This is a genomic window from Microbispora sitophila, assembly GCF_014892245.1.
Taxonomy (GTDB): Bacteria; Actinomycetota; Actinomycetes; order Streptosporangiales; family Streptosporangiaceae; genus Microbispora; species Microbispora siamensis.
On the sequence record NZ_JADBGC010000013.1, the window covers coordinates 124,399 to 139,084 of the forward strand.

Here is a 14,686-nt window from a genome sequence, read left to right on the forward strand (position 1 = left end):
AGACTCGGGCTATCGTAGGTCCCCGCCGTAAGATTGCGGGAAACTGAGAATGATTCGACGCAACGACACAACAAGAAGCCTACCGTTATGACAAGTCGTCTTTTCGTGGTTACCGGCTAGCTCGGATATAGGGGGACGGGGGCCACGAATAGGACAAGCAACGGAGGATCCGTGTCAGAGCCCGACAAGGCTCTGCTTCGCAAGGCCGTCGCCCGAGCCGTTGCGGGGCTCACCGCCACCGGCCGCCTCACGATCGTGGAGGTCGCCGCCGACGGCATGACCGTCTTCCGAATCCACCGGGACGACAACGGCAGGCCGCGCTGCCACTACTGGTCGTCGTCGTGGGGAGACCTGACCTCCGAGCAGGGGTGGGGGCACGAGTCCTCCCGGCAGGCCGTGCTCCGGGCCGCCGACCTGCTCTCCGCCGACGAGGTCGTCCTCGTCTGCTCGTTTCCCGACGGCGCGGAGGCCAACCGGGCGCTCGGCTGGCTGAGCGAGGCGCGGCCCGCCGCCGTTTTCCCCTCCTCCAACGGGCCGGTCATCGCGATCGTCGAGGATGTCCTGGCCTCCGATCCGCTGTCACGCTCGTACGACCTGGTCGTGTTACGCGCCGACCACGCGAGCGGGCGACTGCGGCTGGGAAGCAAGCAACTTTTTCCGATCGGCGCCCTTCCCGGGACCCGGGCCGAGGTGGCCGTCCGCTGCGAGCCCGGCGACGAGTACGGCACCGCGTTCGCCGTGGTCACCTGGCAGGGCCGGGAGCCCAGGCTGCTGTCGGTGCACAGCGCCAGGATCACCCCCGGGCGTTACCTGCTGACGGCCGAACTGGTGCGACCGGGGAAGGTGCGGTTCACCGGCGTGCCCGAGCTGACCCGGGACCCGCGCGACTGGAGCGACCTCGTGGCGGCGGCGCCGTCGCAGCTGCCGCCCGAGGCCGGACCGGCGCATCTGATCTGCGCGGTGGAGGTGTGCGGGCCGGACGCGAAGGTGGAGGAACGCCTGAGCCGAGTGCGTCAGATGGTCAGTCATCTGTCCGCCGAACTCGCGGGCCTCCTGCGGGTCTCCCTCGTGGCGTACGGCGCGCACTCCTACGACGACCGCGCGGGAGGAGAGCATCCGGTGGAGGTCGCCGTGTGGCAGGTCACGCCCGAGCGCGCGCTGGCCGCCCTGGAGCGGCTGGAGGAGCGCGGAGCGATCACCGAGGGCTACCCCTACTATCCGCACGCCGCCCAGGTGGAGGACATGCTGGACGCGGTGGCCCGGCGGCTCCCGACGTCTGAGCAGGTGCGCACGGTCCTGCTCACGGTCGGCGACCGCCCCCCGCACCCGGCGCGTACGAACCGGTCGCTGATCCTGCCCTGCCCGCGGCCGCACGACTGGCGGTCACTCGTGGGCCGCGTCCAGAGCCGGCCGGACACCGTGCTCGCCGCGATCTGCGACCGCCAGGACGCCTCCGCGCACCCTGCCTGGCGTCGCCTCGGCGCGAACGCGCTCGCGCATCTGGACGCCCTCGACGTCCGGGGGCTGGCCGCCGACCTGGGGCTGGCCGCGCCCGCCGCCCTCCCCATCCCGTTCCCCCTCCTCGACGAGACGGAGTGAGACCAGACATGCAGTCCGACCCGGCGTCGGGACCACCGGCCCACGACATCGCCATGTGGGGCGCCCCCGGCAGCGGCAAGACCACGCTGCTGGCCGCCCTCAACATCGCGCTGATGCGGCGGAAGGACGACTGGAAGATCATCGGCTCCGATGCCGCCTCGTCCGACTACCTCATCGAGAGAACGAACGCGCTGTCGAGCGGCAAGATCTTCCCGGAGGCGAGCCAGAGCCTGGAGCACTACCGCTGGACGCTGGTCGGGCCGGCCGAGCGGCAGGAGCGCCGGTGGCTGCGCAGAGCCCGGCCCGCGCCGCCGCTGAAGATCGGCATCAGCATGGTCGACGCGCCGGGCGGTCTGTTCAGCGCGGGCCCCGTCCATACGGGGAACGGCTCCGGGGCCGTCGACGACCTGCGCCAGCGCCTGATGGACAACCTGGTGAAGAGCCGGGGCCTGGTCTTCCTGTTCGACCCCATCCGGGAGTTCGAGCTCGGTGACGCCTTCGACCACCTGCACCCGCCGCTCACCCGCCTCGCCGAGAAGATGCTCGAGATCGGGGAACTGCGGGACGGGATGCTCCCCCATCACGTCGCGGTTTGCATCACCAAGTTCGACGATCCCCGGGTGCTGGAGACCGCGGAGAAGCTGCACCTGCTCGATTCCTCGCCCGACGACGAGTACGGATTTCCCCGGGTGAGCAGCGAGGACGCCCGCGACCTGTTCCGTGCGCTGTGCGAGGTGTCCGCGAGCGGCAACGCGGACATGGTCGTCAACGCCCTGGACCAGTTCTTCCACCGCACCCGCGTCGAGTTCTTCGTCACCTCGTCGATCGGCTTCTACGTACGGCCGCACACCAAGACGTTCGACTGGAACGACTACCAGAACCTGCTGCCCGAGGCGGGCAAGGAGCTGCGGATCCGAGGACAGGTCCATCCCATCAACGTCGTCGAGCCCATGCTGTGGCTCGGCCGGCGGCTCGCCGGCGGCGGTCCCCGGTGATCGGTTTCGAGTGGGCGCTGGAAGGCAAGCGACCTGGCAGCTACGACGAATACGGCCTGCTGGAGTGGAGCGACGGGCGGCTCGATCGCGAGGTGTTCGACAAGCTCAGACACCGCTACGCCGCGAGCACCGCCGGCGACCTGCCGCAGGTGACGATCGGGACCGCGAGGATCAGCGAGAACGGCGCGATCTCCTACTACCTGGTCCTGGCGATCCGGGAGTGGTCGGGTCACCGCGACTTCGCCAACCGCAAGATCGCCTACACCCGATGGTTCTACGTGCCGTACGAGCAGCTCGTCGACCAGCCGGTGTCGTACACGGCGCTCTACACCGCCTTCGCCGCGTTGCCGCTGGAGCCGCGGCCTCCGCTGACCGTGGCCGTGCCGCCCTACGACCCGGAGGCCATGGCACCCGGCCCGGACACGCTCTCCGCCGCGGCGCTGCTGCTGAACGGCCGGCCCGTCTGCGTGATCGGCGCCGACACCGTCCCCATGATCGATCGGCTGCGATTCGCGGACACCGTCGCGGCGCTGCTGCCGTACGGGACGCGGACCAGGTTCACCGCCGCCACCTGGACCAGCAGCACCAGCGAGCACAGCATCAAGCTGTCGTTCGCGCGGTACGCCCCCGAGGGCGCGCAGACGGTGATCTGGGGACGCGCGGCCGAGAGCGTCCACGACCAGACGCCGTCGAAACTCTGCTACCGGTTCTACACACGGTCGGACGTACCGGCGACGGAGATGATCGCCAGGCTCGCCCGGCAGGCCGAGCCGCTGTCGATCGAGAAGGACCGGCCCAAGGTGCTCCAACTGGTCGAACAGTCCGGTTCCGCGGCACTGGAAGCAGAACCCGAGCCGGATCGCTCCCCGCCCGGCCCTCCTCCCGCGCTACCCGTGAGCGCCGTCGACACTGTGGCCCCCGGGGACACCACGGTGGCGTACCGGAACGGTGTGGGAAACGCCTACACCGAGGGGCTGGCCGACGCGCTCACATACGCCGCCGACGTCCGCGCCGCGGTCGAGGATCTGGCTCGCATGGGCACGACGGACCCCACCAAACGGCAACACATCCAGAGGGCCCTGCTCCAGCGCAACTGCTTCCGCAGTGTGATCGATCCCCGTACTGACGCGGACCATCTCTACGCACGGCTCGTGGACGCGGCATTTCCGGCAGAGGAGATGTGGAGGCAGTCCAGCCAGGACGTCGCCGACGCCCTCATCTGCTCGCCGAACACGCCGGAGACCGTCCGGCAGAAGCTCGCCTCCCTCATGGGCACGCCTACCGTCGAGCGCCGGCGGACCTGGCGGGCCCTGGACCGGCGGGTGCGCCTGGCAATGATCCTGACGGGCACGGCCGCGATCGTCGCGGTGGCCGTCGTGGCCGTCTTCCTGACTCTGGGCGACGCCGGCGAAGCCCCTCCGACGGACCTCCCCCCTTCGCCGCCGACTGTGATCGTTCAGGCTCCCGCGGACCAGCGGTACGCCGCCGAGGCCTTCGCCGAGAGGCTCCGCCGCGACGGCTATGCCCCGGCCATCGAGACGATCGACCCGGCGACCGTCACGCCGCCCGCCGGCGTGCCGGCCGTGACCGTCGCGTACGACCTCGACGTCCTCGGGGCGGTCAGCGGCGGTCAGTACTCCGGCAGGGACGTGCGGGGGGACCTGCAGGCGTGGGGCCTCAGTGAACTGGCGGACCTTCGGGTGACGAGTCCCGACGTCCTGCTCGTCAGGGACGGCATCAAACCGGAAAGGTTCCTCGACCACCCGGGCGAAGGCGACGACATCCTCATTCGCAATACGATCGGCGGAGAGCAGCTACGCGCGCTCACCGAGCGTGGCCTCCGGCTGACCACCGTGCCGGCCCAGGAGATCTCGCGTCGGCTGGCCGAGAGGTCCGCCCGCGCAGCGATCGTGCCCGAGAGCGTGAGCGCCTTCGAGGGCTACCAGCGCCCCGCTCCGCGCGACCTGCCGCTCCCGCGGCGCAGGCTGGTCGTGCTCGTCAACCGTGCGGCGGACGAACCGATGCGACAGGACCTGCTCCAGGTCGCCGGAGCGGCGGATCTCGGGCACGCGCCGCAAGGCGACCCCATGCTGGCCGCGAAGGCCCTCGTCGATGAGATCGCCCCGGTGGCGGAACCGACGTCCCCGGACGAGCCGGAAGGAACCTCTCCCTTCCCGTACGCCCTCTTCTTCGTGGTGGTCGCCATCGCCTTCGTGGCGGTGGTGCTGTTGATGTGGCGGCCCGCCCGGCTCGGCGGAACGCTCAGCCGGCACCGCCGGTGACCGTCTCGGTGGCGCAGCAGGCAGAGCCGGCCGCCTTCGGGAGGGTGCCGATCGTGAGGCTGCCGGCTGTGGGGCTGTCGGCCTTGACCACGTACACCTCCCAGGGCTCGCCGCCGGGGCCGTGCACCCACACCAGGTGCCGATGATCGATCGTCGCCCGTGACCGCTACCTCGCCGACAACGCGGACCTGCTCCTGGACGACCCGAACGCCAAGGTCGCCCTCTGGGCGCACAACGGCCACATCATGAAGGCCGGCCACAGCGGCGGGTTGGTGCCCACGATGGGCCTGCATCTCAGGCAGCGCCACGGTGAGGCGTACTACGCACTCGGCGTGCTCTTCGGAGAGGGCCGGTTCCGGGCCCGCCGGCCACGATTCGGAAAGGTGGACCCAGCCAGACCTCCGGTCACCTTCCGCGTTCCGCTCGTCCGGAGAGCGGCGGTCGTGGAGGCTCGCCTGGCCACCGCTCATCCGGGGGTGATCATGTGATCGACCTGCGGAGCGGGCCACGGCCGGAGGCCGTGACGCGGTGGATCGGCGAGCCCCTCCACATCCGTGGCTACGGGGGGTGGTGAGACGGCTCGTCTACAAACGCAGATACACGGCCACAGTGCTCGCCGAGCACTTCGACGGCATCGCCTTCGTGCCCGAGGTCTCCGCCTCCACCCCTCTGTAGATTCTCAGAGATCGAGAGCGAGCGTGGCGAGGTGACGGGCGATCCCGGCGGTATCGGTGTTCTGCACGTTGCTGAGCACGACGACCTGGATGTCGTCGTCGGGCAGGTACATGTTGCTCGCCGTGTAGCCCTGGAAAAGACCCGGGTGATACCGGAGCCGGTGCCCCTGGAGCCGGTCGACGAGCCAGCCGAAGGCGTACGCGCTCGACGGCAGGTTGAGGCAGCCGGTGGGGGGACACTTCGCCTGCGGCGTGAACGCCAGCTTGACGGTCGCGGGTGGCGCGACCGTGTACGAGCCGAATGCCCGGTCCCAGCGAGCGAGGTCGTCGACGGTGGAGTAGAGGCCGGTCGCGGAGAACAGCTCGGAGCCGTTCAGGAGCGGGGCCGGTGACCCGAGTGTGAAGTAGCCCTTCGCGTACCCGGCGGGCGGATATCCCCTGCTGTAACCGGTGTGCCGGAGGTTCAGCGGGCCGGTGATCAGCTTGTGCAGTACGACGCCGTACGGCTCGTGCGTCACCGCCTGGATGATCGCACCGGCCAGGACGTAGCCGGAGTTGGTGTACTTCCAACTGGTGCCGGGCGTGAAGTCCAGCGGCAGGTTCACGAACTGCTGGATCAGTTTCCGGGGCGTGGTCGGTCGCGTGACATTGGCGAGGTAGCTGGGCAGTGTCTCGATGTTGGGGATGCCCGAGGTGTGTGTGAGCGTCTCGCGGATCGTGATGGGACGCCACGCCGCCGGGCATGCCTTGATGTATTCCGGGACGAGATACGGGCAGATCCGGTCGTCAAGCTTGAGCAGCCCGCGGTCTTGCAGTTTCAGCACGAGCATCGAGGTGAACTGCTTGGTGATCGACATGACCCGGTAGACCGTGTCCGGCCGGTTGGGGATGTGCTTTTGCTCGTCGGCCTCGCCGGCGGCGAAGCGAGCCAGCACCCGCCCACGTCGTACGACCAGCGCCGAGCCGGTGAACTGCTTCTTCGCGGCCAGATCCCGCAGGTACGCCAGCATCTCCGCACTGGCGGAATCGTCCTGCGGCGCCGATGACGTGCCCGGCGGGTCCGATTTCTGGGTGGAATCGCTCGTGTCGCCGGTGGCCGGTGAGTCCGAATTCTGGGCGGGCCGATTCGTGGTGTCCGACAGGCTGTTCTGATCGCTGGAGAAGTTCGCGGTCGTATCCGTTTTCTGCCAGTTGTACGGCAGAGCCCGGGAATCCGTCTCGCCCTTCTGCATCGGCGTGAGGGCAAGCGTGACGTCGCGGAGCAGGTTCTGCCGTTGGCGCTGCCGCTCGCGCTCCGACTGCCGCTGCTTGTCGCGTTGCCCGGAGTGATGGCGCCCATGCGCTCGGGCATGATCGCGCGCGGTCGGGTGATCGACGTCGAGGCCGGTCACGACGACACCTCCGGCGGACGCGGCGACGGCGGGATTGCCCAAGGGTACGGCCCCACCGGTCAGCGCGGTGCCGAGCATAAGGAACCCAACAACATTAGGACACTTGGGCATTTTCTCCCCCACGAAACGTACCATTGTCCCGAATTCAGACATGTCCCGAATTGATTGAACTCGAGAATGCCCGGAGGACCATTCTTCCGGGGGGCTGTTTTCCGTTGACCGGCACCACAAACGCCGACCGCCGCGGTTTTCCTTATTCGTTGGAGCTACCGTGATCAGAGACTACGGAGGGCGCCACCGAGGGAAAACCTCAATGCGCCGGTTCCGAATCGCACTGTGACCGCCAGCCGTGGACCAGCAGGTCGAACACCGTCTCCACAGCCGCGCGCGGATCACGCCGGCCCTGGGCCAGCGTCGGTATTTCCAGGACGAACCGCGCGAGAGCCGAACATGCGAGATCATCCACCTCCCGCCCGAGTTCCCCCGCGATCACGGCGCCGAGGGCGGCCGCATGTCGCATCCACATGCGCTCCGCGTACTCGCGCAGCGCCGGCGTCCGGTCCACCAGCGCGTGGAACTCGCGCAGACGAGGATCCGACCAGATCCGCACCCAGGACTCCAGCGCATGGGCGCGGAGCGCCTCGATCACGCTCTGGCCCTTGGGTCGTTCGCGCACGGCGGCGGTCAGCGCCTCCTCGACTTCCTCCTCGCGGTCGAAGACCAGTGCCTCTTTGCTGGAGAAGTGCGCGAAGAGGGTCGTCGTCGACACATCGGCCCTTTCGGCGACGTCGCGGACGCTCACTCCTTCGAAACCGTGCTCCAGGAAGAGTTCCAGGGCGGCGTCGGCGATGGCCTGCCTCGTCGCGGCCTTCTTGCGCTCACGACGGCCAACGGTCGGAGAGTCGGGCATGGCGCCACTGTACCCCAGAACTGAACTGAGACAGAAACTGGACTGGTTGCACTTTCAGACTCATTTCTGCTTTGGTGGTCTCCACAGGGGTCGCCGTCCCGTGGGGGCGGCACCGGTCGTCGCCGCACCGAGGCGTCACCGGGAACCCCGCCGACGAAGGGAATCCACCGTGAGCTCTCGGACACCCGCGAACGCGCGGATCAGCATCATCGGCGCCGGCCCGGGCGGCCTCACATGCGCACGCATCTTGCAGCAGCACGGCATTCCGGTGACGGTGTACGACCGGGATCCGGATGCGGACTCCCGCAACCAGGGAGGCTCGCTCGACCTGCACGAGGAAGACGGCCAGCTCGCACTCCGTGAAGCGGGCCTGCTGGAGGAGTTCTTCGCGCTCGCCAGGTTCGAGGGGCAGGAGATGCGCCGCATGGACTCAGCCGGACGCGTCCTTGCCCACCATCTGCCGGACGAGGGCGAAACGGTCAGCCCCGAGATCGACCGCGGACAGCTTCGCGCTCTCCTGCTGCGCTCACTCGCCGCGGGGACGGTTCAGTGGGGACGCACCCTCGAGTCGGTGAGCGGACCGGCCGATGGGCCGCGAACGTTGACGTTCACCGACGGGACGGCCGTCGAGGCGGATCTCGTGATCGGTGCCGACGGCGCCTTCTCCCACGTCCGCGCTGCCGTGTCGCCCGCGACACCGCGCTACGTCGGGGTCAGCTTCCTCGAGGCGTGGTTCGACGACATGGACATCGCGCACCCCGAGCTTTCCGAACTGGTCGGGAGGGGCAGCGCCCACGTCGCCGACGGGGAGCGCGGCCTCTTCGCACAGCGGAACAGCGGCGGCCATATGCGGGTCTACATCATGCGGCGCGTCCCCGTGGACTGGATCGCGGCGAACGGGCTTCGCCCCGAGGACACCGAGGGCATCCGCGCGCATCTACTCCGCGAGTACGCGGCCTGGTCGCCACGGCTGCTCCGGATGATCACCGACAACGACGGCGCCTACGTCGATCGTCCGCTCTTCGCCCTGCCGGTTCCGCATACATGGGAGCACTCGCCCAGCGTGACGCTCCTCGGAGATGCCGCACACCTCATGCCGCCGTTGGGCGTCGGCGTCAATCTCGCCATGCTCGACGCCGCCGAACTCGCGCTCGCGCTCGTCAACTCCTCCACCATCGACGACGCCGTACACAGCTACGAGAAATCGATGCTCCCGCGCTCGGCCGAAACAGCCCAGATGCTCGAACACGGCGCCGAGTTCCTGCTGGCCGTACCCGACCCCGACGAGACCGAGCCGTTGGGTCACGCCCGGCACTGAAGTCAGCCCGGCCAGGTCTTCTCGGAGCAGAGCACCCGGGCGGCCTCGTGGGGTTCGGCGTCGCGGACGTGGTAACGCCCGTCATCCATCCCGAGCATCGTCACGATGCCCGAGGCGAGGACACGGCGGCCGTGGGGGTCACGGACGTGCACGATCCTGCCCGTCAGAAGGTTGCCGTCCTCCGGATCCCCGCCGGCGGTCTCCCTCTCCCAGCGCCACATCCGGTAGGTGCCGCCCGCCTCCTTGACCCGGAGGTCAAGCTCCTCGAACGGATGCGACGGGATCAGGAAGGTGGGCGCATGATCGGGGTTCAAGGCGGTGGAGACCGGATCCCCGCCGAGGAACCCCGGCGGCGTGGCCACCCATCGCACGCTCCCTTCCGAGCGCCGGAACTTGTCCGGCCGCATGGCCGCCCACTGCCCGGCCGTCGTGACGGGGACGGGCACCCGGAGAGGCTCCGGCGGTGACGTAGATCCGATCAGTTCCGCCGGCTTCATGTGGACGAGCGGATCGAAGACATCGCGGACCGGCCAGAACCGGATCAACCAGCGAGTGACGTCCGGGTCGTTGACGTGCACGGTCAGGCCGTACTCGAAGAGGGGAGGCCCGACCAGGAAGTCAGGGCCACTATCGTCCATCACGCCTATCTGGATCACTCCGGTCTCGGCCGTGAAGTTCAACTGCTCGATCGGCCTCCAGGAGGACCCCGGCTCCGACGGCTCGGCGTCCCACGCCTCCAGGTGGAGGGTGGCGGTGTAGTGGAGGGCCTCCGACTCGTCGTCCCGAAACTCCGGGCAGTCGGTGCCGCCATAGATACAGAGCCCGCCGTACTGCACGTAGAGCTCGTCGTCGAGGTAGCGGATCAGGCGGGCCAATGTTGTCCTTCGCGTCGTCGGGATGTGCGGAGGCAGCATGCCCGACGGCACCGACAGATCACCGACCACGCAGGCGGGCTCACCCCGGCTCGCCAAGTAACGTGGGTGATCACCCGCGATCGACGTGGCCTTTTCTCTCGAACGCGGACGAAAGCTGGCGGCGTGTGCGGTCACAGGCGGAATCCCGGGAGCGGCACGAACGTGATGAATTGAACGGCAACAAGACCTGAGCAACTCAAACCTGGTTGAGGCCGTAGGAGCTGAACCAGATACTCGGCGGAGGTGTTAACCGCCTGGTGCGGGGCGAAGAGCGCCTTATCCGGTCACTGACCACGACGTCGCCGATGGGCTCGGGCTGCCGACGACGTCACCGACTCGTGGAGGGGATTGGCGTGCCTGACGGATGGCAGTGGGACAGCACGCTATTTCAGGGGTGCGCAGCCTACTACGAACGCGGCCGGCTGCCGTATGCTCCGGGATTCGCCGAAACGCTGGCTGCGACGCTCGCTCTGGATGGCCGGGGCCGACTTCTCGACGTCGGCTGCGGGCCGGGCACCGTGATTCTCGCTCTGGCGCGGTTCTTCAGTGAGGCGATCGGCATTGACCCAGATGAGGACATGCTGGCCGAGGCCGGGCGACAGGCCAAGCATCGTGGGGTGACCAACGCACGTTGGGTGGCTGCCCGCGCCGAGGACCTGCCGGCCGGTCTGGGCACGTTCCGGGTCGTGGTGTTCGCTCAGTCTTTCCACTGGACCGTTCGAGATCGCGTCGCTGCCACCGTGCTGGAGATGCTGGAGCCGGGCGGCGCGTTCGTCCACATGAGCGACCTCAAGAATCCAGCCGCCGAGCCGGCGCCACTGCCGCTGCCCGCTCCCCCGTACGCGCAAATCAGCGACCTGGTACGTCGGTATTTGGGGCCGGTACGCCGCGCGGGACAGGGAACGCTCGTCAACGGCACGCCGGATCGTGAGGACCTCGTCCTGGCACAGGCTGGGTTCGTAAACTTCGAACGACATGTGGTGGCGGCCGGAGCGGTGGCCGATCGCACCGCAGACGACATCGTGGCGTGGGTGTTCTCCCGATCCGACTCCGCCCCTCACCTGTTCGGCGACAGGCTGGAGGACTTCGAACGGGACCTCCGCGGGGTGCTGCAACAAGCGTCACCCGACAATCGCTTCGCGGAGCATCTTCCGGCGACCGAGATCATGATCTGGCACAAGCCGCATGGTGAGCGGTGACGGCAGCGCCGCAACGGCCCGTCAACCAGGGGTCTCCAGCGACCGCGCCCGCTTACGCCGTCAGCGCCCGCGCCGTATCCGAAGCACGCACCACCCACAGCGCCGCATCTCCGCCCAGGTGACGGCCTACTGACCGCCGTTCCTCTTCCGATCGTGCCGCAGCGCGAGCCGCACCGCGAAGTAGACGACCGCAAACAGTACGGCCACCTCGAACACGAGCAGGAACAGCTCTACCAGCCCGAACCCGAACATCGACCACCCCTCAAGGGAAAAGGGATCGAGCGCAGTATGCGCCAGTGGTGCGCCACAGTCGAGCAAACACCTCCGGGGGCCTCGGCTCCGGGGTGATCAGAGAGGCGAGACGTGCGCGTGCCGCGCCAGGGTTCCGGCTTGATCACGTGCCCCGAGCGTGCCCTACGCCGGGGCAATCATGGGAATCAGCGTGCGGGCCGCACGCTCGTCCCCCTTCCGCGCATCCCGTATGCCGTCGACCCGCTGCGGAGCAGCAGCAGGCCGGCGACGAAGGGGCAAGTCCGTCTTCGCGGTACGTCAGCCGGTCGCCGTTCCTCGGCCGCTGGATGCCAAGGGGCACAGGCGGGCTTGAGCCGTAAGAGCTGGTCTGCTGGGCTTGCCCGGGTCGATGGAAGGAGGGATGCGCGGGCTCTACATCGGCCACCCATGGCCCGCGCTCTCCAGCGGCCCCCAAGCCGCATGCCCGGCCGCCGAGCGGGCGCAGGTCGACCGCCGATGCGATCCTGTCGGCCTCTTGCGAAACGCCCGGCGATCAACGTGGTGATGATCGCCGCGCGTCTTCCCTCCTGCCTAGCAGCAGGACTTACCCGCGCTCGCCGTCTCCTTTTCGGCGTCGTCGGTGGCGCAGCAGACGGAGTCAGCCTCCTTGGTGAGGGTGTCGGCGTCGGCCTTGACCACGTAGACCTCCCAGGGCTCGTTCCCGGGACCGTGAACCCACACCTTGTCCTGAAGGGCGTAACAGCAGGTGGTGTCGTTCTCCTCGAAGGTCGCCAACCCGGCCTCCTTCAGGCGCTCGGTCGCGGCGTTGACCTGATCGCTGTCCTCGACCTCGACGCCGAGGTGGTCCATCCGGGTCGGCTCGCCCGCCTCGCCCTCCAGCAGGACGAGCTTGAGCGGCGGCTCGGCGATGGCGAAGTTGGCGTAACCGGGCCGCCGCTTGGCGGGCTCGACGCCGAACAGCTTGGAGTAGAACGCGATCGAGCCTTCGAGGTCGGCGACGCGCAGAGCGAGTTGAACACGGGACATGGGTGTCCTCCCTTGGCATTCAAGCAGCGGGCAGCCGAAGCCATGCCCGCCTGCTTCGATGAACTTCTAATCAACGGATACCCGGAGTTTGTGTCCTTGCCTAGACCTGTGTCAAATTAGAGACATGTCGAAGCAAGAGCTGCCGATCATCGACGCAGGTGTGGACGTGTCCGGCGCGGCGTGCTGCGCGCCGCTGGCGTGCGAGCCGTTGTCGGAGAGCGAGGCCGCCGAGCTGGCGCCGCTGTTCAAGGCGATCGCCGACCCCGTACGGCTGCGCCTGCTGTCGCTGATCGCCTGCCACGAGGGCGGCGAGACGTGCGTGTGCGACCTGACGGCGGCCTTCGACCTCACCCCGCCGACGATCAGCCACCACCTCAAGGTCCTCAAGCAGGCTGGGCTGATCGACTCCGAGCGCCGGGGCACGTGGGTGTACTACTGGATCAAGCCCGAAGTTCTGGCCCGCATGTCGGCCCTGATTGGCCCGGCGTCGCCCGCCCTCGCCGGTACGGCGTGACCACGGGCGTCGGACGGCGGGCTTTCGCCGAGTTCCTGGGTACCGGCCTGCTCGTCGCCGTGGTGATCGGGTCGGGCGTGATGGCCGTACGCCTGTCGCCGGACGTCGGGGTACAACTGCTGGCCAACAGCGCGGCCACCGCGGCGGCTCTGCCGGTCGTCATCATCCTGGTCGGGCCGATCTCCGGCGCGCACCTCAATCCGGTCGTCTCCCTGGTCGACTGGCTGCTCGGACGCCGCGACCGGAGCGGGCTGAGCACCCGCGAGGTGGTCGCCTACCTGCCCGCCCAGGTCGCCGGGGGCATCGCCGGGGCGGTCCTGGCCAACCTCATGTTCGCCCTGCCGCCCGTGACCGCCTCCACGCACGTTCGGTCGGGTCCGTCGCTGTGGCTCGGCGAGGTCGTCGCCACTGCCGGCCTGGTCGCGCTCATCGTCGCCCTGGCCCGGCAGGGCCGCGCGCATCTGGCTCCGCCGCTGGTCGGCGCGTACATCGGAGCCGCGTACTGGTTCACCAGCTCCACCAGCTTCGCCAACCCTGCCGTGACGATCGCCCGAGGCTTCTCCGACACCTTCGCCGGGATCGCCCCGCCCTCCATTCCCGCGTTCGTCGCCGCCCAACTGCTCGGCGCCCTCGTCGGAGCGGTCATCGCCGTCGCCCTGTATCCCGCATTCGGCCCGGCCGGAGCCGACGCCCGTCAGGACGACGGGGACCATGACGTCGTCGTGCCGCACTCGTCCTGATCAGCGCCGCTGACCCCGTCAAGGAGCCCCACGTGTCCGACATCCCCGAGGTGCTGTTCGTCTGCGTACACAACGCCGGGCGCTCCCAGATGGCCGCCGCCCTGCTCGACCACCACGCCGCCGGTCGGGTGCGGGTCCGGTCCGCCGGATCGGCTCCCGCCGACACCATCAACCCCGCCGTCATCGCAGTCATGGACGAACTCGGGCTCGACCTGTCCAAGGAGTTCCCCAAGCCGTTGACGACCGAAGCCGTCCAGGCCGCCGACGTCGTCATCACCATGGGCTGCGGGGACGCCTGCCCGATCTTCCCCGGCAAGCGCTACCTCGACTGGCAGCTCGACGACCCCGCAGGCAAGCCCATCGACCAGGTCCGCCCGATCCGCGACGAGATCGACCGCCGCGTACGCGATCTGCTCGCCGAACTCGTCCCCGCCCACTAGAAGGACGTCATCTCAGACCGGCTCGGCACTCGCTGGGCCGGTTTCCGTTCTTCCACAACAGGCACTTAATCGTTTATCGTCGATAAACGATGAATGAGGAAACGAGGCCGCTCGACCGGGCCACCGCCGCCGAGTACGCCAGTTGGTTCAAAGCCCTGGCCGACGCCACACGCATCCAGATCGTGACCCTGCTCGCCCGCGCCCAGACGCCGATGGCGGTCAAAGAGATCGTGGACGCCGTCGAGGTCGGACAGTCGACCGTCTCCGCGCACTTGAAGGTGCTTGCCGAGGTGGGGTTCGTCCTGGTCGAGCATCGCGGCACGGCCAGCCTGTACCGGATCAACGACGCCTGCGTGGAGTGCTTTCCCACCGCCGCCGACGTCGTCATGGGCCGCCCCGTTCCCGCCCCTGCGCCGCCCTGCTGAACGGAGA

16 protein-coding genes are annotated in these 14,686 nt (G+C 68.7%); 10 read left to right on the forward strand and 6 right to left on the reverse strand.

Annotated features, from left to right (window positions below; translation table 11 throughout):
* Positions 1 to 171 precede the first annotated feature (171 nt).
* The 3 genes from IL992_RS24170 to IL992_RS24180 are packed head-to-tail and all read left to right on the forward strand — an operon-like array spanning position 172 to position 4,876.
* On the forward strand, positions 172 to 1,599 hold the full coding sequence (locus tag IL992_RS24170; RefSeq protein WP_193205658.1) for a hypothetical protein: 1,428 nt from the start codon (positions 172 to 174) through the stop codon (positions 1,597 to 1,599).
* An 8-nt stretch (positions 1,600 to 1,607) separates the two neighbouring features.
* Positions 1,608 to 2,594: a DEAD/DEAH box helicase family protein gene (locus IL992_RS24175; protein ID WP_193205659.1), complete on the forward strand. Its 987-nt coding sequence runs from the start codon at positions 1,608 to 1,610 to the stop codon at positions 2,592 to 2,594.
* The gene (locus IL992_RS24180) at positions 2,591 to 4,876 is read left to right on the forward strand and encodes a serine/threonine-protein kinase (RefSeq protein ID WP_193205660.1); all 2,286 of its coding nucleotides are present in this window, start codon (positions 2,591 to 2,593) and stop codon (positions 4,874 to 4,876) included. Before IL992_RS24175 ends, IL992_RS24180 begins: the two co-directional genes overlap by 4 nt.
* On the opposite strand, the gene IL992_RS24185 is transcribed toward IL992_RS24180, so the two are convergent.
* Positions 4,857 to 5,009 (reverse strand): hypothetical protein, encoded by a 153-nt coding sequence (locus IL992_RS24185; protein WP_226873670.1) that lies wholly within the window; start codon positions 5,007 to 5,009, stop codon positions 4,857 to 4,859. The genes IL992_RS24180 and IL992_RS24185 overlap by 20 nt on opposite strands.
* A 16-nt stretch (positions 5,010 to 5,025) precedes the next feature.
* On the opposite strand from IL992_RS24185, the gene IL992_RS48995 reads away from it, so the two are divergent.
* Positions 5,026 to 5,364: an erythromycin esterase family protein gene (locus IL992_RS48995; protein ID WP_193205801.1), complete on the forward strand. Its 339-nt coding sequence runs from the start codon at positions 5,026 to 5,028 to the stop codon at positions 5,362 to 5,364.
* A gap of 191 nt (positions 5,365 to 5,555) precedes the next feature.
* On the opposite strand, the gene IL992_RS24195 is transcribed toward IL992_RS48995, so the two are convergent.
* Together IL992_RS24195 and IL992_RS24200 are read right to left on the reverse strand one after the other, a co-directional pair.
* A complete protein-coding gene (locus tag IL992_RS24195) occupies positions 5,556 to 6,941 on the reverse strand; it encodes a serine hydrolase domain-containing protein (protein ID WP_193205661.1) in 1,386 nt (461 codons plus the stop codon).
* A 310-nt stretch (positions 6,942 to 7,251) separates the two neighbouring features.
* Positions 7,252 to 7,851, reverse strand: coding sequence for a TetR/AcrR family transcriptional regulator (locus tag IL992_RS24200; protein WP_193205662.1), 600 nt, complete (start codon positions 7,849 to 7,851; stop codon positions 7,252 to 7,254).
* 169 nt (positions 7,852 to 8,020) lie between these two features.
* Between IL992_RS24200 and IL992_RS24205 the strand changes: the two genes are divergently transcribed.
* A complete protein-coding gene (locus tag IL992_RS24205; RefSeq protein WP_193205663.1) occupies positions 8,021 to 9,169 on the forward strand; it encodes an FAD-dependent oxidoreductase in 1,149 nt (382 codons plus the stop codon).
* A 2-nt stretch (positions 9,170 to 9,171) separates the two neighbouring features.
* On the opposite strand, the gene IL992_RS24210 is transcribed toward IL992_RS24205, so the two are convergent.
* Positions 9,172 to 10,044, reverse strand: coding sequence for a hypothetical protein (locus IL992_RS24210; protein ID WP_193205664.1), 873 nt, complete (start codon positions 10,042 to 10,044; stop codon positions 9,172 to 9,174).
* Between the two features lie 392 nt (positions 10,045 to 10,436).
* Between IL992_RS24210 and IL992_RS24215 the strand changes: the two genes are divergently transcribed.
* Positions 10,437 to 11,282, forward strand: a complete 846-nt coding sequence (locus IL992_RS24215; RefSeq protein ID WP_193205665.1) for a class I SAM-dependent methyltransferase — start codon at positions 10,437 to 10,439, stop codon at positions 11,280 to 11,282.
* Between the two features lie 126 nt (positions 11,283 to 11,408).
* On the opposite strand, the gene IL992_RS47770 is transcribed toward IL992_RS24215, so the two are convergent.
* Together IL992_RS47770 and IL992_RS24220 are read right to left on the reverse strand one after the other, a co-directional pair.
* On the reverse strand, positions 11,409 to 11,534 hold the full coding sequence (locus IL992_RS47770) for a hypothetical protein (RefSeq protein ID WP_264295080.1): 126 nt from the start codon (positions 11,532 to 11,534) through the stop codon (positions 11,409 to 11,411).
* 570 nt (positions 11,535 to 12,104) lie between these two features.
* A complete protein-coding gene (locus tag IL992_RS24220) occupies positions 12,105 to 12,560 on the reverse strand; it encodes an ArsI/CadI family heavy metal resistance metalloenzyme (protein WP_193205666.1) in 456 nt (151 codons plus the stop codon).
* A 124-nt stretch (positions 12,561 to 12,684) separates the two neighbouring features.
* On the opposite strand from IL992_RS24220, the gene IL992_RS24225 reads away from it, so the two are divergent.
* The 4 genes from IL992_RS24225 to IL992_RS24240 all read left to right on the forward strand — a co-directional run bounded on the left by IL992_RS24225 (position 12,685) and on the right by IL992_RS24240 (position 14,679).
* Positions 12,685 to 13,074, forward strand: a complete 390-nt coding sequence (locus IL992_RS24225) for an ArsR/SmtB family transcription factor (RefSeq protein ID WP_193205667.1) — start codon at positions 12,685 to 12,687, stop codon at positions 13,072 to 13,074.
* Entirely contained in the window at positions 13,071 to 13,814 is a 744-nt protein-coding gene (locus IL992_RS24230) for an aquaporin (RefSeq protein WP_193205668.1), read from the forward strand. Before IL992_RS24225 ends, IL992_RS24230 begins: the two co-directional genes overlap by 4 nt.
* Positions 13,815 to 13,846: 32 nt before the next feature.
* A complete protein-coding gene (locus IL992_RS24235; RefSeq protein ID WP_319018787.1) occupies positions 13,847 to 14,254 on the forward strand; it encodes an arsenate reductase ArsC in 408 nt (135 codons plus the stop codon).
* A gap of 89 nt (positions 14,255 to 14,343) precedes the next feature.
* Complete coding sequence (locus IL992_RS24240) at positions 14,344 to 14,679, forward strand: ArsR/SmtB family transcription factor (protein WP_193205669.1); 336 nt, start codon at positions 14,344 to 14,346, stop codon at positions 14,677 to 14,679.
* Positions 14,680 to 14,686: the final 7 nt, after the last annotated feature.

What these genes read in the sequence shown, in the direction of transcription:
- IL992_RS24175 (WP_193205659.1), top strand. Translation starts at nt 1,608, where the DNA reads ATGCAGTCCGACCCGGCGTCGGGACCACCGGCCCACGACATCGCCATG.
- IL992_RS24200 (WP_193205662.1), bottom strand. Translation starts at nt 7,851, where the DNA reads ATGCCCGACTCTCCGACCGTTGGCCGTCGTGAGCGCAAGAAGGCCGCG.
- IL992_RS47770 (WP_264295080.1), bottom strand. Translation starts at nt 11,534, where the DNA reads ATGTTCGGGTTCGGGCTGGTAGAGCTGTTCCTGCTCGTGTTCGAGGTG.
- IL992_RS24220 (WP_193205666.1), bottom strand. Translation starts at nt 12,560, where the DNA reads ATGTCCCGTGTTCAACTCGCTCTGCGCGTCGCCGACCTCGAAGGCTCG.
- IL992_RS24225 (WP_193205667.1), top strand. Translation starts at nt 12,685, where the DNA reads ATGTCGAAGCAAGAGCTGCCGATCATCGACGCAGGTGTGGACGTGTCC.
- IL992_RS24240 (WP_193205669.1), top strand. Translation starts at nt 14,344, where the DNA reads ATGAATGAGGAAACGAGGCCGCTCGACCGGGCCACCGCCGCCGAGTAC.